We start from the raw sequence: 18,365 nt of genomic DNA, 5'->3' as shown, positions 1-18,365 counted from the left end.
GTTCGCCTCCTAAGCACGCGCGCGGGTGCGCGGGTCGATGATCGAATAGAGCAGGTCGACGAGCAGGTTCGCGCCGAGCACCGAGAGGGTGATCACGAGGAAGATGCCCTGCATCAGCGCATAGTCGTTGCTGCCGACGGCTTGCAGCAACGCCGAACCGATGCCCGGATACGAGAAGACGGCCTCGGTCACGATCGACCCGGCGACGACGAAGCCGAGCGAGATCGCGAATCCCGCGACCGAGGGCAGCACCGCATTGCGGGCTGCGTACGTCGTCATGATGCGGCGTGAACGCAAGCCCTTCGCCTCGGCGGTGACGATGTAGTCCTCGGAGAGGGTCGAGACCATCATGTTGCGCATGCCGAGCATCCACCCGCCGATCGAGGAGATCACGATCGTGAGGGCCGGGAGCGTGCCGTAGTAGATGACGCTGCCGATGAACTCCCAGGTCCAGCCGGGCGAGGTCTCGTAGACGTTGTACCCGCCGTTCAGGGGGAAGATCTGCCAGATGCTGCCGAAGGCGAACAACAGGATGAGCGCGAGCCAGAAGTAGGGCACCGACTGGAACATCGTGGTGACCGGAATGAAGTTGTCGAGCCACGAGCCACGCTTCCACCCGGCGAGCTGGCCGAGGCCGACGCCGAGCAGGAACGAGATGACCGTGGAGATTCCGATCAGGCCGATGGTCCACGGCAGGGTCTGCCCGATCACCTGGGAGACCTGCGTCGGGAAGAAGGTGACCGAGACGCCGAGGTTGCCGGTGAGCACCTGGCCGAGATACTGCCAGTACTGATCCCAGAGCGGCAACTGCGAATCCGTGCCGAGCAGGAGCTCGATGGCGTGTCGGGTCTCGGGAGTGACCGGCCCCTTCTGGGCCAGCTTCGAGAGCATGATGTCGACGGGGTTGCCGGGCATCCATCGGGGAATGAAGAAGTTGAGGGTCAGCGCTGCCCAGAATGCAACGACGTAGAACCCGACCTTCTGAAGTACGTACCGCATGCGGGGACGCCTCTTTCGCGGATCGAGGGGTGGATCGTCTGAAGGAGGTCGGGCCTGTCACTGGAGGGCGACAGGCCCGACCGTTTGCCGTCGGGCCCTACTTCTCCACGGGCGTCAGGTGCTTCAGCACGATGCCGTTGTCCCAGCTCTTCCACGAGACGGGCAGGGCGTACTTGTCATCGTTCGTCGGCCAGCCGACCGCGTGATCGGTGTTGAACTCCGTGAGCATCGAGTTCAGGTAGATCGGGATGTACGGCAGGTCCTTCGCGATGATGTCCTGCACGATGCCGTACTGCTCGATCTGTGCGGCCTCGTCGATCGTGGCGCCGGCCGCCCTGACGGCGGCGTCGACCTCGGGGTTGCTGTAGCGGGCGGTGTTGCCGGCACTTGCGGCCTCGCCGACCTTGACGGTCTGGTCGGTCACGTACCACTTGTTGTAGGTGAAGTACGGGTTGTTCGACGGCTGCAGGCCGATCGAGTCGAGCGAAAGCTGGAACGTTCCCATGGTCTGGTTGTTGTTCCACTCGTTCCACGAGAGCTGCGTCGGCTTCAGTTCGATTCCGACCTCGGCGAGCTGCTGCGTCATGGCGTCGTTCAGGGAGATGAAGTCGCTCCATCCCGAGACGGTCTGGATCGTGAGGCTGAGCTTCTCGCCGTCCTTCTCGCGGATTCCGTCTGAGCCCTCGACCCAACCGGCGGCGTCGAGGATCTCGTTCGCGGTGTCGTCGTCGGCGGTGTCGGGCGTCTCGACGTTCTCGGCGTTCGGAATCCACTTCGCGTCGCGAGCCGGCGGGATCATCGCGGGTGATGCCGCCTCGGCGAACCCGCCACCGGCGAGGGTGTTGAGCTGCTCGCGGTCGATCGCGTGGTAGATGGCCTGGCGAACCGCCGGGTCGGTCTGCGGCCCGGTGCATCCGAGGTCTGCGTTGGAGCAGGTGAAGATCGAGGCGGTCATCGCCGGGGTGTTCACGTAACTGAGGTTCTCGTGGTCTTTGAGGATCTGCTCGAGACCCGGAAGGTAGGAGCTCATCCAGTCGACCTGCCCGGCGAGCAGGGCCGCGCTCGCGGCATCCGCGGTCTCGAGCGAGATGTAGCGAACCTCGTCGATCTCGGGCTTGCCCTCTTCCCAGTAGTGCTCGTTCTTCTCGAGCACGTAACTCTGCGCGTTGAAGTCCTTCACGGCGTACGGGCCGGTGCCGATCGGGCTGCTGTTGATCTCGGTGATCGGGTCGGCGACATCCTTCCAGATGTGCTCGGGAACGATGCCGCGGTTGCCGAGCACGCTCGGCTCCTGCATGAACGACTGCTCTTGGAAGGTCAGCACGACGGTGTGGTCGTCGGTCGCCTCTGCGACGGCCGCGAAGCCGGAAGTGTTGAGCTCGGGCGTTTCGGCCACGAGATTGAAGGTGAAGGCGACGTCATTCGCGGTGAACGGTTCGCCGTCGGACCACTCGACCCCCTCGCGCGTGGTGATGGTGAGCTGCGTGCCGTCGGCGTTCCACTCGAATCCGGTGGCGAGCACGGGGACGGGCTCCTCGTCGGAGGCCGCGTTGTACCAGTAGAGCGACTCGAAGATGACGCCGAGGGTCGGCTGGAGGGCGGTGGGCGAGAACGGGTTGAAGTTCTCGGTGATGGTGCCGGTGGCGCCATTGAAGACCGTGATGGAGCTTCCGCCGTCGTCGCCATCGGCTGCCGGGGAGCAACCGGAAAGCGCGAGAGCGGCGGCGGCGACCGTGGCAGCGGCCACGCCGATCCGCCGTGCGAGGGGTGATTTCAGGGACATCGTCGAACCTTTCATCGGTGGTCCACCACGGTGCTGTGGCGGTGATGCGGCGCGCTTCACCGGGGTTGGATCGTGGCTGTCGTGCAAGCGAAGTGACCGTCGGGTACTTTCTTAGGCCACTTTATTAGGCAAGTCAAGTTATTCACGGACACACGAGTCGCCCATGCATCGCGGGCCGATCAGCACTCAGACGGCGACGAGGTGCACGAGCGCCGCGTGCTCGGGATGCAACGGGGGCGCCTGGATGCCGACGGCGGCGAGCGTGCGGCCGCTCAGTACGACCCCGTCGGGTGCCTGCCAGCTCGGCGCGGTGTTGTTCACCTGCAACGGCAGGTTCGGCCCGATCGCCCGCACCCGGTAACGGCGTTCGGGGTCGAGCCCCGGGATCCGCACGAGACCCGGAGGCCACGTCGACGGGCGCGCGAGGAGTGCGAACTCGAAGAGCGCCTCCGAGGCATCCGCTGCGACGATGCCGCTTACCTGGAGCTCGTCGACGGGATGATCGACCCGCACGGTGACTCCCGAGTGGATCAACGCGCGGAACCGCTTGTGCAGGGCGATCCACTCGGCCAGCTCAGCGCGCTCGGCCTCCGTGGCATCCGTGATGTTCCATTCGACGCCGTAGTGCCCGAAGAGCGCCGTCACCGCCCGGAACGACAGGTCGTGCGTTCGCCCGGTCGTGTGCGAGCGCGGGCTGCCGACATGACTGCCCACCAGCTCCGGCGGCAGCAATTGCGCGGTCCAGCGCAAGATCTGCTGCCGCTCGAGCGGATCGATGCAGTCGCTCGCCCACACCCGGTCGGTGTGCTCGAGCACGCCGAGGTCGACACGCGCACCGCCCGATGAACACGACTCGATCTCGAGCGACGGATGCCGCTGCTTCAGTTCGGCGAAGAGGCGGTAGACGGCGGCCGTCTGCTCATGCACGCCGGCAGCGCCCGTCACGGTCGAACCGGCGTCGACGAGGTCGCGGTTGTGATCCCACTTGAGGTAGTCGATCGCATACTCGTCAACCAGCGCGCTGATGCGCTCGAGCACGTAATCGTAGGCGGCCGGGATAGCGAGGTTCAGCACCTGCTGCTGCCGCGCTTCGAGGGGCATCCGCCCGCCGGTCTGCAGGATCCACTCGGGATGCGCCCGCGCAAGGTCGGAGTCGGGGTTCACCATCTCGGGCTCGAACCAGAGCCCGAACTGCATTCCGCGTTCGCGCACGCGATTCACGAGTGGATCGAGCCCATCGGGCCAGACCTCCTCGTCGACGAACCAGTCGCCGAGCCCCGCGTCGTCGCTGCGACGGCCGCGGAACCAGCCGTCGTCGAGCACGAACCGCTCGACGCCGACCTCGGCGGCGCGGTCGGCCAGCGCGAGCAGCGGCTCGAGCCGATGGTCGAAGTACACCGCCTCCCACACATTGAGGGTGACGGGGCGAAGGCTCGACGGATGCTGCGGCCGATCACGCACATAGCGATGGAAGCGCGCCGCCTGCTCGTCGAGACCGACACCGTACGAGCCGTAGACCCACGGGGTGCGGTAGCTCTCACCGCGCGGCAATGCGACCTCCCCGGGGAGCAGCAGCTCACCGCCGGCGAGCACGGTCTTGCCGCTCGTCATGCGCTCGAGATACGAGACGTGATTGCCGCTCCAGCCGACGTGCAGGCCCCACACCTCGCCGCTGCGGAAGGCGAACCCGCGCTCGCCCGCAACCAGCACGGTCGCGGCATCCGCACCGGTTCGACCGCGGCGGGATTCGCGCAAGTAAGTGCCGACGGTCACCTCGCGGCGCTGCGGCACCCGCTCCTTCGCCCAGCGCCCGGCCTGGTCGAGCGATTCGGTCACGACGGGTGGCACGGGGAGCGCGACGACGAGACGTTCGACGAGGTACACGCCATCGGCCGTGTTGGTCGCGCCGGCTCGCGCGCGAAGCACGCCCGACGGGGTGAGTTCGAGTTCCAGCTCGAGCAGCAGCCCGGCAGCGGCATCCGTCGCCCGTGCCGTCAGTGAGTTCTCCGCGTTCAGCTCGTACTGCACGTCGACGAACTTCGGCGACCAGTCGGCGCCGGCGCGGCCGTCGACCACACGGTGCCCTTGCAACCCGGGCGCGCCCATCCACCCGGCACTGCCCTCGGGCACGACGCTGACCCGCACCGGTACATCCACCGCGTTCTCGAGCAGCGGAGCCGTCGTCGAGGCGAGCGCGCGAAGGTCGTCGTCGGAGAGTCGGCCGAGATCGGCCCCCCAATGCACGATGGCGGGCAGCGCCGACGCCGGAGCGTCGATCACCACGCTCACACCATTCGCCCTGAGCTGGAGCACGGAGGGCGCGGCGGTCATGCGGCGTCTTCCTCCCGCAGCTGTCGCAGTGCGATGAGTCGGCGATACCAGAGCGCGCTGTCTTTGAGAATGCGCTCCTGGGTCTCGTAGTCGACCCGAACGATGCCGAATCGCTTGGAGTAGCCGAACGCCCATTCGAAGTTGTCGAGCAACGACCAGACGAAGTAGCCGCGCAGGTCGACCCCCTTCTCGATCGCCTGGTGCGCAGCATCGAAGTGCCGGCGCAGGTAATCGACCCGGTCATCGTCGTGCACGGATCGCGACCCATCCGGGTTCTCGGTGACCTCGTCGTCGAACGCCGCACCGTTCTCGGTGATCATGAGCGGCAGGCCGGGGAACTCCTCGGTGATCGACTCGAGCAGCTCGACCATTCCCGCGGGGTCGATGTACCAGCCCATCGCGGTGACCGCGCCGGGTCGGTCGAGGTGGGGGATGTCGCTCGTTCCGGGGAACGCCGACGGCTGCGCAGACGCGTCGGCGTCGCGCACCGCGGCGCCCGGCCCGACGAGCGAGGTGCTGTAGTAGTTCACGCCGAGCACGTCGAGCGGCTGGGCGATGAGCTCGAGGTCGCCCGGCAGCACGAACGCCCAGTCCGTGATGTCACGAGTGTCGGCGATGAGGTCGTCGGGGTACGCGCCGCGCAGTAGCGGACCGGTGAAGATGCGGTTGCCGACGGCGTCGAGACGGCGCACTGATTCCGCATCGCCGCGGGCCACGTGCAAGTTCAGGGTGATCGACATCTCGGCGGTCGCCGGCAGCACCGATCGCAACTCGCGAACGGCGAGTCCGTGCGCGAGGTTCAGGTGGTGCGCCGCGGCGAGCGCGGCGGCGTTGTCGCGGCGCCCGGGTGCGTGCTCGCCCGAGCCGTAGCCGAGGAAGGCCGAGCACCACGGCTCATTGAGGGTCGTCCAGATGCGCACCCGATCGCCGAGCGCCTCGCCGACGAGCTTCGCGTACTCCGCGAACGCGAAGGCAGTGGCGCGATTGGTCCAGCCCCCATCGTCTTCGAGCGGCTGCGGCAGATCCCAGTGGTACAGGGTGACGACGGGCTCGACGCCGCGCTCGATCAGGCCGTCGACGAGGCGCTCGTAGAATCCGAGGCCGGCGGCGTTGACCGCGCCGCGGCCCGTCGGCTGCACTCGGGGCCACGCGATCGAGAACCGGTACGCGTCGAGCCCGAGGGAGGCGATGAGATCGAGGTCTTCATCGAGTCGGTGGTAGTGGTCGTCGGCGACGTCACCGGTGTCGCCGTCGAGCACGGCACCGGGAACCCGCGAGAACCGGTCCCAGATCGATTCGCCGCGGCCGTCTTCCTGCACGGCTCCCTCGATCTGATACGAGGCGGTCGCCGAACCGAACATGAAGTTCTCGGGGAACCGCCGGTCGCCGCCCTGATTCTTCTGATCGCCATTGCTCATCGTCGAGTCTCCCGTTCTCACGCTCAAGTGCTCGGGCGGGCAGTACGATCGCTCGCCAGAGATCTGCCATCACCCTCACCTCAGATGAAAGGGCTTTCTTAAGCTAGCAAACTAAGTCGCCGGTGGCGAACGGTCGAAACTTCAGTCGCGGGGCCACGCTTCGATGAAGCGCGAGAACAGGCGCGCGAACTCGGCGGTCTCGTCGGGGGTGAATCCGGCGAGCGCGGTCTCCACTGCGCTGCGACGCGTGTCGCGGGCGTTCGCGAGCAGGGCGCGCCCGGCACCCGTGAGCACGAGCGCGCTGCGCCGCGCGTCCGACGGATCCGCCTCGCGGCGCACGTGCCCGGCCTCGACGGCAGCCTGCACGAGCCGGCTCGCGCGCGGTTGATCGACGCCGATCGCGTCGGCGAGTTCGCTCACCGACGACGGGTGCTCTGCACCCTCGAGCGCGTCGAGCAAGCGGAAACGCGCCGCATGCGCGAGCCCGTGCCGCGTCGGGCCGCCGGGGCCACCGGGGCCACCGGGGCCGCCCCAGCCACCCCTGCCGCCCCGCCGATGTCCGTGGTCCTCATGCTCGCCGTGCTCGCCGCGGTCGCCGTGCTCACCACGCTCACCGCGGTCGCCGTGCCCACCACGCTCGTGCCCGCCACGCTCGTGCCCGCCTCGCCCGAAGCGCTCCGAGCGGCGCTGCAGGCGACGCCGTTCCTGGTCGCGGCGCATCATGACGAGCGCCTGTTCGATCAGGGTGATCGAGTCGCCCGACGCTGCGGCCGCGGCATCCGACCCTGAATGTTCGCCGGGAGGGCCTTGACTCGATCCGTTCATGTATGTCATTGTACATATACATGTAATAGTGCATGCAATAGACCGGGTGCCGACACGGGCATGAGCGAGAGCCGCCCGTGCGCACCTGCCACAGCGAGCGAGCCTCCAGTGCCGCTCGCGACACCGATGCGCATCGCGCACGAAAGGAACACCCATGTCGAACAACGACGACATCACTCCAGACAGCAACACCAGCAACACGTCCATCCCGACGAGCCCGCGCCCCCTCGGCTTCTGGCTCCGGGTCATCGACCGTCGTCTCGACGACGGAATGCGCGAACTCTTCGCCGCGGAGGGCATCACCCGCCGCGACTGGCGTCGCCTGAACCTCGTGGCCGGCACCGTCACCGACCCCCGCATGAGCGAGAAGCTCGCAGCTCGCCCCGAGCGCGTCGAGCCTCTCGTCGAGCGCGGCTGGGTCGAGGGCGAGCCCGGCGCCTGGCGTCTCACCGAGGCCGGCGAGGCCGCACGTGCCTCACTGCACGAGCGGGTCTCATCGCTTCGTGCGAAGGTCGCCGGCGCCGTCAGCCCCGAAGACTTCGCGACGACACTCGCCTCACTCGAGGCGATCGCCCGCGAGCTCGGCTGGAGCGAAGACGAGCGGATGCCGCGCCGCCACGGCCGCGGCTTCGGCCGACGTCACTTCGGCGAGGGCTTCGGCCACCGTCACGGCGGCGGCTTCGGCCACGACCACGGCGATGCGGCCGACGGCGAGCGCGCGCACCCCGGACACCACCGCGGCCGCGAATGCGGAGAGCACGGTCACCGCGGCGAGCGGCGCGGCCGCCCCGAGCGCGGATCCCGGGGCGACGAGCGCAGCGCTGAGGCCTCCGGCCCTGCCACCGACTCGACGCCCGGTGCCGACCGCGCCTGATCGATGAGGCGGCGTGTCAGCCGCCCCAGCTCCACCTCACGAGGGGTCCGCTTCGAAGCGGGCCCCTCGTCGTTGCACGTGCCGATGGATCGCCCGCCCGACGAGCGACGCGGAGCATGGGATACCCGCGCGGCCGCGGTGAGCCCTGCAGGGAAGCTCGTCGTCGTGACCTGACCCGACGTTCAGCAGCCGTTGCACCGCAGTTCACCCGGTGCTGACTCGATGGATGGTGGCGAAGGCGCCGAGCTCGCCGTCCGACTTCCTGCCACCGAAAGGGCCATCTGCCCCATGCACAACATCAAGCGTGTGCTCATCTCGAGTGCCACCACCCTGAGTCTGGCCACGGGCTTGCTTCTGGTAGCCCCGACAGCTGCCGACGCGGCACCGGTCGGGGCTGTCGAAGCCGGCGCAGCCGCTCCAGGCGACGCCGTGCTCTACACCGAGGACTTCGAGTTCGCCGACCAGGCGCTCGCCTCCGGAGACAATGCCGACATCGGCTGGCGGTTCACGAAGAACGCGGCCGACAGCACCGCCGAGATCCGCGACGGTCGGCTCTACCTCGAGGGCAACCACTACGACACCGTCAACTACAACGGTGGCTCGCAGTGGCAGGACTACATCCTCGAGGCCGACTTCGGTCAGGCGACCGCCACCGGGTTCGGTGGCCTGCTCTACCGCGTCGCGGACGGAACCAGCTTCCAGAAGGCCGGCCTCGGCTACACCGGCAACGCCTCGCTCAACGGCTACCGCAATGGCTGGGTCAACGACGTCGCCGGGGTCAACCGGGTCTCCACCTCGGAGTCCCTCGAGCAGAACGTCCCGCTCCGGATGCGAGTCACCGTGCGCGGGGGCACCTCGACGCTCGAGATCGCGCGGTACGGGGCCGACGGCAGCCTCGGCGAGTTCACGACGCTGATGTCGATCAACAACATCCCAGGCACCCATGCCCTCGGCTCGATCGGATTGATGGTCAACAGCACCAACTACCCCGTCACCGAGGCCTGGCTGGACAACATCGAGGTCCGCGATCTCCCCGAGATCGACACCACGCCGGAGCTCGACGAGACCTTCGACGGCCCCGACACCGAGTTGGCGCCCGGCGCGAACCCCGAGAGCGGCTGGGTCTTCACCCAGAAGAAGGCATCAAGCACAGCAGCCATCCGTGACGGCCGACTGCACCTGAGCGGCAGCGGCTACGACACCCTGCACTACGAACCGGGCGCCGGCTGGCAGAACTACGTCGTCGAGGCCGACTACGGTCAGAACACCGACGCGGGCTGGGGCGGGCTTCTCTACCGGGTCACGAGCGGCACCAGCTTCCAGAAGGCCAGCCTCGGCATCGACAAGCTCGCAGCGCTCAACGGGTACGACGGCGGCTGGGTCAACGACGTGAGCGGCGTCAACCGGACCGCCGTCGAGCGTGGACTCGTCGCCGGCGAGCCGATCCGGATGCGTGTCCTCGTCAGCGGCAACGCCGCCACCTACTCGGTCGCCTGGTACGACGCAAACGGCGAACTCGGCGACTTCCAGCGCCTCCTGACGATCAGCAACATCCCGGCCCAGCATCTCGCAGGCACCATCGGCCTGATGACGAACAACGGTTCCGCCGTGGACGTCTGGCTCGACAACATCGTCGTGCGTCCGCTCACCGATTCCGAGGAGGCCACCTTCAGCGTCGCCGAGATCAACGTGCCCGAGACGGGGATCGTGAACCCGCCGACGATCATCGGCGACGCCGGCCACGCCGCGATGCTCGCCGCGGCCGGCGACGACACCCCCGCGGTCCAGTTGCTCGAGGTCGAGCCGGGGCTGGACCTCGAGGACTGGTTCCAGGCCCACGACGACCGGGTGATCCCGGCCTTCCGTGTGGACTCCAGCGACGAGGCGAGCACCGTGGCGTCCTACCTCGACAGCGCCGCGATCGCCGACGCCTTCGTGGTCTCCGACGACGCGGCACTGGTGCGGCAGGCCCGCGAGGAAGCGCCCTCGATCCGCGGCGTGCTGGAGTACGACGGCCCGACCACCACCAACGAGGAGCGCAAGGCGGCCAAGCGACTGGCCGACGACCACCTCGCCAACGTGCTGCTGCTGCCAGAGGGCACCGACAGCGACGACATCGTCTACTTCAACGCCCGGATGAACACGGTCTGGGCATACGCCGCTGACGCCGCCGGCGTGCACCGCGCCATCGCCGCCGGCTACAACGGCGTCGTGACCGAGCCCGCCCTCGCGACCGGCGTCTACGCAGGCATCACCGCACCCACCGTGAGCGGCAAGCCGCTCGCCATCGGTCACCGTGGATTCGCCGGCACCTCCGCCTACCCCGAGAACACCGTCCTCGGCTTCCGCAAGATGCAGGAAGCCGGCGTGAACATCGCCGAGGTCGACCTGCGCATGTCGAAGGACGGCGAGGTCGTGTTGATGCACGACACCACCGTCGACCGGACCGTTCCCGGCCGGACCGGCGCGCTCACGTCGTACACGACGGCAGAGCTGACGGCGATGGACGTCGTCGCGGGCGGCTACTCCGACAAGATCCCCACTCTGGAGCAGGCATTGGCCGCGTTCCAGGGCGAGGATTTCGTCTTCACGATGCACATCAACATCACCACGGCGGCGATGGCGGCACGGATCAACGAACTGCTCGCGCAGTACGACATGTACGACCAGGTCGTCGTGTTCGCCAGCGTCGGCCAGACGACCAACTTCACTCCGGCGACGGTCCCGCACGTGTCGTTCGCGTTGGGATCGGCTTCGGACCCGCTGTCGACGACGGATGAGGAGGACGCGCTGCGGACCCTGCTCGAGATCACGGCACCGATCAACTACCAGCCGCTTCCCTACTCCTACCCCGTGGCACAGGACTGGGGCTTCTACTACAAGCTCGCCGCCCGCGGGCTGCTGTCGTGGTTGTCGACCAAGTCCAACGAGGCCGCCTTCGACGAGTTCATGATCACCCGCTTCGGCGCGGTGGCGAGCCTCGACGACGACCCGCGCTGGGCCTCCGACATCCAGTACGCCGTGAGCCCGGCCGCGCGCTCGCTCGCGATCGGCGATTCCTTCGACTCCAGCTGCACCGCACTGGCGGTCAAGGGTTCGGCCGAGCAGGAGTGCAGCGTCGTGCTGCTCAACGGTGACGCCCTCGGCGAGCGCAACGGAGACGTCGTCGCCACGAAGGAAGGCGTCGCGCAGGTGGTGCTCGCTGCTGACGTATCGATCGATCGCAAGGCCGGCCCGCTGTCCTACCGGATCTACTCCGAGCCGATCGACGTCACAGTGCTCCCGAACGATTGGGAGCGCAAGCACCGCTACCGCTCCGGGGACCGGGTCTTCCACGACGGCTCGATCTGGCAGGCCGCACGGCCCACGGCCCTCGAGGAACCGGGCAGCAGGAGGATCCTCGGCGCCTGGCAGGAGATGGTGAACGCCGAGGACGGCACCGCCGTGTGGACCGCGACCCGCATCTTCCATCGCGGCGACGTCGTGATCCACGAGGGTGAGCGCTACGAGGCGAAGCATCTGACCCGCGGGAACCGCCCCGGCGGAAAGTTGAGCGCCTGGAAGAAGCTCGGCTGATCGACAAGCGCGGCTCGCGTGCTCGGGCACGCGGGCCGCGCAGCCGTCAGGCGGCGAGGTCGTCGACGTCGGCGAGCAGCGCGAGCACCGCGGCATCCGCACCAGCGCTGCGCAGCCGGGCTACGAGGGCCCGCCGGCCGAGCACGTACGGCTCGTTCGAGCCGCTCATCACCGAACGGGTGTTCGCCGCATCGAGCAGTGCCGTGGCCTCGAACGCGAACTGCTCGGGCTCTTCGGCGTCGTCGACTTCACCCTGCGCGACCGCATACGCGAACGAGGCGGTCAGGTAACCGCTCCAGTCATCGAGTGCCGCGGCGAGTGCATCACGCACCGGACCCGGCTTCGCGTCGAACTCCGCTGCGGTGGCGGCGAAGAAGCATCCGCCGGTGAAGACGCGACCACGTGAGTAGGCGATCCACCCGTCGAGTAGGGCGACGATACGACGGATGCCTCTGGGCTGCACCCGCGCCGGCTCGATGACCGTGGCGATGAACCGCAAGCGGGCGGCTTCGACGGCGGCGAGCTGCAGGCGCTCCTTCGTGCCGAAGAGCGTCGCGACGCCGCTCTTGCTCACGTGCGCGGCTTCGGCGAGACGGCCGATGGAGAGGCCGTCGAGACCTCCGACGGATGCGAGGTCGACGGCGCGGTCGAGCACGAGGCGGCGTGATTCGTCTCCGCGAGCTCGTCGTCCGTCGGTCTCGATCATGTCTTGATTGTACGCACGATCGTTCGTATAGTGTACGTACGACCGTTCGTACTGTTGGGCTCATGCTCGTTCGAGGAGATTCGATGTCCGCTGCATCCGTCATCGCCACCGGTATCCGCGCCGTCGCGCCGGTGTCCCCCGAAGCCGGGGCCGCCCTCGCGCTCCCACTCTTCATGCGGGTCGGCCGGCGCACCCCCGTCGCCCCCGCCGACCTCGCGACGCATCGGGCCGCCCGGCGCGGCACAGTGCGCATTCCCGGCATTCGCGGCACCGGCGTCGACATCGTCACCTACGAGTGGGGCGCGGGCGAGCGCACCGTGCTGCTCGCGCACGGATGGCAGTCGCGGGCCAGCGTGTTCGCGCTGCTCGTCCGCGAACTCCGCAGCGAAGGCTTCCGGGTGCTCGCGTTCGACGCGCCGGCGAACGGCGACTCCCCCGGGCGCGGCACGTACCTGGTCGACCACCTCGACATCATCGACGAACTCACCCGTCGCGAAGGGCCTTGGCACGCGATCGTCGGCCACTCGTTCGGCTCGCTCGCCGCGCTCATGGCCGTGCACGACGGCATCGAGGCGAACCGAGTCGTCTCGATCGCCGGGGCCGCCGATCCGCGCATCTTCGTCGACCTGTTCGGCGAGATGGTCGGCCTCGACCACCCCACGCGCGATGCGCTCGCCCGGCGATTCGCCGCACGCGTCTTCCGCGGCCGTCCCGGCCCGTTCGAGCGCTACTCGGCCGTGCGGCATCCGCTGCCCGACGCCACCCCCTTGCTGCTCGTGCATGACCGGGGCGACCGGCGGGTGCCGTTCTCGGAATCCGAGCGACTGCTCCAGGCGAACGGCGACTCGGCGCGGCTCGTGCCCACCGACGGCCTCGGCCACAACCGGATACTGCGCGCCGATGCGACTCTCGACGCCACCATGGCGTTCATGCTCGCGGCCGCCGCGGAGCTCAGCGCACCCGACGCGACGCTCGCTCAGCCCGGCGAGCACTCAGTGGCGGCGGCCGGCTGACACGGCTCAGCTTGCGATCAGGGCGAGCAGCACCGCGAGGCGGTCCTCGCCGTCGCCTGGGACGCGACGGGTACGTTGCAGCATCGTCAGGCCGTGCAGGCTCGCCCACAGCGACCGAGATGGTCGTCGCCGCCGTCCCGCTGCTCCTCTGAACTCCCGCCGATGCCACTTCGACGCCGATTCAGGCAACAGGCCGCTGGTCAGGCGAGTTCTCCCGATTCCGGCCTGAGCGCGTGACTCTTGCCTGAATCGCGGATCTCTTCGGGCGAGCGTCAGCTGCCCTGCGAGCCGGCGTCGGTGGCACCGACATCCGTGCGGTGGAAGTTGTGGAACGAGCGCGACGCCGTCGGGCCCCGCTGACCTTGGTAGCGCGAGCTGTACTCGGCCGAGCCGTACGGCCGCTCACTCGGCGACGACAGCCGGAAGAAGCACATCTGGCCGATCTTCATGCCCGGCCAGAGCTTGATCGGCAGGGTCGCGACGTTCGAGAGCTCGAGCGTGACGTGCCCCGTGAATCCGGGGTCGATGAATCCGGCCGTCGAGTGGGTGAGCAGGCCCAGACGCCCGAGCGAGCTCTTGCCCTCGAGCCGCGCCGCGACATCGTCTGGCAGGGTGACCGCCTCGTACGTCGACGCGAGCACGAACTCCCCCGGGTGCAGGATGAACGCCTCGTCGGGCCGCACCTCGATGAGGTGGGTCAGCTCGGGCTGGTCTTCGGCCGGGTCGATGAACGGGTACTTGTGGTTGTCGAACAGCCGGAAGTACCGGTCGAGCCGCACATCGATCGACGCCGGCTGGATCATGCCCGGTTCGTACGGCTCCAAACGGATGCGTTCGCGGTCGAGTTCGGCCCTGATGTCGCGATCCGAGAGAAGCACGGTGACAGCGTAGCAACGCTTGCTAGGATGGCATGCGTTGCTACGCCGACCGCCTCGTGCGGCCAGCGGATGCCGCGTGCGGATGTAGTTCAATGGTAGAACTTCAGCTTCCCAAGCTGATAGCGCGGGTTCGATTCCCGTCATCCGCTCCGTCGAGCTCCCCCGGAATTCCGCGGGAGTTCAGCACACGAATTCAGACCCTTTCGTGCCTCAAATTTGCGCACTCGTGGCACTCGTGGCACTCGGAAACGCACTCTCATGGCCCGCACTCGGCCCACCCGCCACGCACCCGGTCGCACCGAGCGCTGCCGCGGCGAAACGGCTGGAAAGCTGGCCGAACGCGGCCGAAAGCTCGGGCGGGGTGACCACTTCGATGTCGGCATCGAAGCGGCCGAATGCTGCGGCGAGCGATACCCATGACCACGATCCAGCTTCGAGGCTGCATCGGTCGGGCCCGAGGTCCTCGACGATTCCCTCGCCGGCGAAGGGAAGAACAGCGCTCGCCGGCAGGTTGATGATGACCTTGCCCGTGCAGGGCCACGCGTTCACCTGGTCGGATCCCTTGAACCGTGCCGACACGAAGGCGCTCACGTCGCCGCCAGGAACCTCGCGCGGAGAGAAGCGGGGGCCCGTCGGCGTTCGTGGAGTGATCCGATCGGCGCGGAAGATGCGCCAGTCGTCGTGCTCGAGGTCCCAGGCGACCAGGTACCAACGTCCGTGGGAAGTGACGACATGGTGCGGTTCCACACGTCGAGAGGGCAATGGGTCGACGTGGCCGACGCGGGCGCCGTGACCGGCGTAGTCGAAGCGAAGGACTTCGCGGGCGCGGATTGCTGTGGAGAGGGTGACGAGCACCTCGGGTGAGACTGACGCGGCAGCGTCGTGCGCCGCACCGGGAATGGCCGTGAACTGCAGGGCATCAAGACGATGACGGAGACGAGATGGCATCACCTGACGCACCGTCGTCAGAGCGCGCACGGATGCTTCTTCGATGCCTGCTCCGGTCACGGTGGCAGCCTGAAGGGCAACGGCGAGCGCGATCGCCTGGTCGTCGTCGAACAGCAGCGGCGGGAGCTCGGTTCCGGCATCGAGCCGGTACCCGCCGTCGGGTCCCTTGACTGCCCGGATGCGGTACCCCAACTCGCGGAGTCGATCGACGTCGCGTCGCACCGTCCTGGGACTGATCTCCAGCCGTTCGGCGAGGTCGTGACCCGACCAGTCCCTTCGCGTCTGCAGGAGCGAGAGCAGCAGGAGCAATCGCGACGTCGTCGAGGCCATGCGTTGATGCTATTCAAAGTAGAGGACATGAACTGACCTCTACTCCTGCGAGAGTGACTGTTGTCCGGGAGAACGCCTCGGCGCAACGTCAGCAAGGAGCAGACATGACCATCAACACCACCACGCACCTCAACTTCCGCGGCGAGGCTCGCGCGGCGCTGGACTTCTACCAGAGCGTCTTCGGGGGCCGGCTGACCGCCGTCACGTACGCCGACGCTCACAACGTGACCGAGCCCGCCGAGGCCGATCAGGTGATGTGGGGGCAGGTCGTCTCCGATGCCGGGTTCAGCGTCATGGCGTACGACGTCCCGTCGCACACCAACTTCGAGCCGGGCGTGATCCCGGTCTTCGTCTCGGTCCGCGGTGCGGACGCTTCCCAGATCGCCGGGTACTGGTCGAAGCTCGTCGATGGCTCGAGGGTCGTCGTGCCGCTCGCCGAGGCGCAGTGGGCGCCGCTCTACGGCATGCTCGAGGACAGCTTCGGCGTCACCTGGGTGCTCGACGTCGAGGTGCCCTGGAGCGCGGCCTGACCTGACGCATCCAGGATGGTCTTCACACCTGCAGCGCCTCTTGGCGCTGCGCTGTGACGGGCACTCCCGCCGCCGCAGAACGCCGCGCTGCATCGACGATCTCGAGGGTGCGCAGTCCCGCACCGCCGTCGGGCTGGGGCTGCGCAACCGGGGCGCGCCCCGGCACGGCTTCGCCGCTGCTGCGCACCGCGCCGAGGAATTCCTTCAGCAGGAGCGCGTCGAGATCCGTTGCATAGCCGAGACGGATGCCGCCATGCACACCGATGCCGCCGACGTGCTCTGCGAACGGCTCGATCTCGACCGAGCCGCGCGTGCCCGTGACCTTCAACGAGACTCCGCCCCAGTTCTGAGCGGTGTCGGGCTGGCTCCAGGAGCAGTCGATCGTCGCGATGAGTCCGCCGGCGTAGGTGATCGTCACCAGCCCGCCCGTCTCCACAGACACGTTCTTCTCGGAATGCAGGATGTTGTTCGCCACGGCGTACACAGATTCGGCTCGTACACCGCCGGTGAGCGCGTCGATCAGGTCGGCGCAGTGCACGACGTGATCGACGAGCGCGCCGCCGCCAGCCAGCCCCCGGTCGGTGAACCACTGCCGCGAATCGATCGGGATCTTCCCGTTGTTCGTGCCGACGATCGCGAAGGGCTCACCGAGGCGACCTGAATCGACGGCATGACGCAGCGCCGCGAACTGCGGGGCGAACCGCACCGGGTAGGCCACCATCAGGATGACGCCGGCGGCTTCGCAGGCGTCGATCATCGCCTGCCCATCGGCCACCTCCGTCGCGAGCGGCTTCTCGCACAAGACGTGAACACCCTCGGATGCCGCGCGCTCCACGAGTGCGCGGTGGTGCACGTTCTCGCTCGTCACGACGACGGCGTCGGGCTCCCATGCGAACAACGCGTCGTAGTCATCGGCGTACGGGACGCCGATCTTCGCGGCGAGTTCGGGGCCGCGCGGTGCTGCATCGGGTGCAGCCGCGCCATCCGGGTCGCTGGCCATCACCTCGACGTCGAGCGCCAGGAGCGCTTGCGCATAACCGGCAGCGTGCACATGGGCGAAGGACGCGATCGCGATCTTCAGGGGCTTCTTCGGCTTCGTCGTGGTCACGCTGCATTCTCCTGTCGTGCCGACCTCGTGCTGAATTCCGACATGGTCACGACCTCGCCTGTCGACACCGACTCCTGTGCGGCCTCGGCGAGGTAGACGGCGAAGGCGCCGTCTTCCGCGTTCACGCGCGGGGCGGGCCCGCCGTGGAACGCCAGAGTGAACTCGCGGATCTCGGTGAGATACGGGCTCTCCCGCAGGCTGGTCGTCGGAATGGTGAGATCGCCATCGGATTCCCCTTGCAGCTCGGGCGTCAGACCCGTGTTCTCCAGCGACGAGTAGCGCAGCACGCCCTCCTCCCCCGCAATCGAGAAGCCCGTCTTGAACTTCGTGCCCGTCGCACCCCACGTCGCGTGGATGTGCGAGATCGCACCGCCCGCATGCGTGAGTGTGACGTGTGCAGACACGAACGACGGCACGACATCGTCGACCGTCGGTGGGTTCTGCACCGCGAAGACGGTGAGCACCTCTCCGCAGGTCCACCGGGCCTGGTCGAGGTCGTGGAGCATGAGGTCCATGATGATGCCGCCCGAGGCCTTCAGATCCTGGAACCAGGTGCCGATGGCGGGGCTGGATGCCTCCCTGAAGAAGCGCGCGACGGCGACCCGTCCGATGTCACCGGATGTCACCGCGCGGTGCGCGGCAGCGTACGGCGCGGTGAAGCGCACGACGTGCGCGGGGTAGATCTGCACACCCGCGCGTTCGGCCGCCTCGTACACCGAGCGCGACGACTCCGCCGTGAGCGTGAGGGGCTTCTCGCAGACGATGTGCTTACCCGCGGCGATCGCGGCCAGGGCGATCTCCTCATGGGACGGCGTCGGCGTCACGATGTCGATGATCGAGGCACGGCGAAGGGCTTCGTCGTAGCTCGCGACGACCTCCAGGTCGAACTGCTCGGCGAGCGCCTCAGCCCCTTGCTGCGAATGGACCAGGACGTGCGCGCCCATCTCCTTCCACGCGGGGGCGTGCACGCGGGAGATGCCGCCTGCGCCGATGAGACCGACGACGAGTGCGGGGGATTCGGCTGCCGACGATTCCGCGTACTGCAT

General features: G+C 68.1%; 15 protein-coding genes and 1 tRNA gene. 6 read left to right on the top strand and 10 right to left on the bottom strand.

Going from position 1 to position 18,365, the window contains the following annotated elements:
* Positions 1-9 precede the first annotated feature (9 nt).
* The 5 genes from AC1C2R_RS09010 to AC1C2R_RS08990 form a co-directional block, all read right to left on the bottom strand.
* Positions 10-999, bottom strand: a complete 990-nt coding sequence (locus tag AC1C2R_RS09010) for an ABC transporter permease (RefSeq protein ID WP_495352137.1) — start codon at positions 997-999, stop codon at positions 10-12.
* 97 nt (positions 1,000-1,096) lie between these two features.
* A complete protein-coding gene (locus AC1C2R_RS09005; protein ID WP_495379701.1) occupies positions 1,097-2,782 on the bottom strand; it encodes an ABC transporter substrate-binding protein in 1,686 nt (561 codons plus the stop codon).
* A gap of 186 nt (positions 2,783-2,968) precedes the next feature.
* Entirely contained in the window at positions 2,969-5,113 is a 2,145-nt protein-coding gene (locus AC1C2R_RS09000) for an alpha-galactosidase (protein ID WP_495379700.1), read from the bottom strand.
* Positions 5,110-6,531, bottom strand: coding sequence for a GH1 family beta-glucosidase (locus AC1C2R_RS08995; protein ID WP_495379699.1), 1,422 nt, complete (start codon positions 6,529-6,531; stop codon positions 5,110-5,112). Before AC1C2R_RS08995 ends, AC1C2R_RS09000 begins: the two co-directional genes overlap by 4 nt.
* Before the next feature lie 141 nt (positions 6,532-6,672).
* Positions 6,673-6,990: a MarR family winged helix-turn-helix transcriptional regulator gene (locus AC1C2R_RS08990; RefSeq protein ID WP_495352133.1), complete on the bottom strand. Its 318-nt coding sequence runs from the start codon at positions 6,988-6,990 to the stop codon at positions 6,673-6,675.
* A 15-nt stretch (positions 6,991-7,005) separates the two neighbouring features.
* Here AC1C2R_RS08990 and AC1C2R_RS08985 point away from each other — a divergent pair, with 15 nt between their 5' ends.
* The 3 genes from AC1C2R_RS08985 (at position 7,006) to AC1C2R_RS08975 (ending at position 11,806) form a co-directional block, all read left to right on the top strand.
* Positions 7,006-7,320, top strand: a complete 315-nt coding sequence (locus AC1C2R_RS08985; RefSeq protein ID WP_495379698.1) for a hypothetical protein — start codon at positions 7,006-7,008, stop codon at positions 7,318-7,320.
* Positions 7,321-7,510: 190 nt separating this feature from the next.
* Positions 7,511-8,230, top strand: a complete 720-nt coding sequence (locus AC1C2R_RS08980) for a MarR family winged helix-turn-helix transcriptional regulator (RefSeq protein ID WP_495379697.1) — start codon at positions 7,511-7,513, stop codon at positions 8,228-8,230.
* Between the two features lie 288 nt (positions 8,231-8,518).
* Positions 8,519-11,806, top strand: a complete 3,288-nt coding sequence (locus AC1C2R_RS08975; protein WP_495379696.1) for a glycerophosphodiester phosphodiesterase family protein — start codon at positions 8,519-8,521, stop codon at positions 11,804-11,806.
* A gap of 46 nt (positions 11,807-11,852) precedes the next feature.
* On the opposite strand, the gene AC1C2R_RS08970 is transcribed toward AC1C2R_RS08975, so the two are convergent.
* Positions 11,853-12,512, bottom strand: coding sequence for a TetR/AcrR family transcriptional regulator (locus AC1C2R_RS08970; protein ID WP_495379695.1), 660 nt, complete (start codon positions 12,510-12,512; stop codon positions 11,853-11,855).
* Between the two features lie 83 nt (positions 12,513-12,595).
* Between AC1C2R_RS08970 and AC1C2R_RS08965 the strand changes: the two genes are divergently transcribed.
* Positions 12,596-13,525, top strand: a complete 930-nt coding sequence (locus AC1C2R_RS08965; RefSeq protein ID WP_495379694.1) for an alpha/beta hydrolase family protein — start codon at positions 12,596-12,598, stop codon at positions 13,523-13,525.
* A 272-nt stretch (positions 13,526-13,797) separates the two neighbouring features.
* Here the strand turns inward: AC1C2R_RS08965 and dcd are convergent, their stop codons facing one another.
* Positions 13,798-14,403 carry a dCTP deaminase gene (dcd, locus tag AC1C2R_RS08960; protein WP_495352127.1) on the bottom strand — a complete coding sequence of 202 codons (606 nt, stop codon included), beginning with the start codon at positions 14,401-14,403 and terminating at the stop codon, positions 13,798-13,800.
* Positions 14,404-14,481: 78 nt separating this feature from the next.
* On the opposite strand from dcd, the gene AC1C2R_RS08955 reads away from it, so the two are divergent.
* Positions 14,482-14,552 (top strand) — tRNA-Gly (locus AC1C2R_RS08955).
* A gap of 61 nt (positions 14,553-14,613) precedes the next feature.
* Here the strand turns inward: AC1C2R_RS08955 and AC1C2R_RS08950 are convergent.
* Complete coding sequence (locus AC1C2R_RS08950; protein ID WP_495379693.1) at positions 14,614-15,681, bottom strand: helix-turn-helix transcriptional regulator; 1,068 nt, start codon at positions 15,679-15,681, stop codon at positions 14,614-14,616.
* Between the two features lie 104 nt (positions 15,682-15,785).
* On the opposite strand from AC1C2R_RS08950, the gene AC1C2R_RS08945 reads away from it, so the two are divergent.
* Positions 15,786-16,211, top strand: a complete 426-nt coding sequence (locus AC1C2R_RS08945) for a VOC family protein (protein WP_495379692.1) — start codon at positions 15,786-15,788, stop codon at positions 16,209-16,211.
* 22 nt (positions 16,212-16,233) lie between these two features.
* Here the strand turns inward: AC1C2R_RS08945 and AC1C2R_RS08940 are convergent, their stop codons facing one another.
* Positions 16,234-17,319, bottom strand: coding sequence for a Gfo/Idh/MocA family protein (locus tag AC1C2R_RS08940; protein WP_495379691.1), 1,086 nt, complete (start codon positions 17,317-17,319; stop codon positions 16,234-16,236).
* Entirely contained in the window at positions 17,316-18,365 is a 1,050-nt protein-coding gene (locus tag AC1C2R_RS08935) for a Gfo/Idh/MocA family protein (RefSeq protein WP_495379690.1), read from the bottom strand. Before AC1C2R_RS08935 ends, AC1C2R_RS08940 begins: the two co-directional genes overlap by 4 nt.

This window comes from Agromyces sp. Y182 (assembly GCF_059445385.1).
Note: the sequence above shows the minus strand (reverse complement) of the source record. Positions and strands in the feature narration are given on the sequence as shown.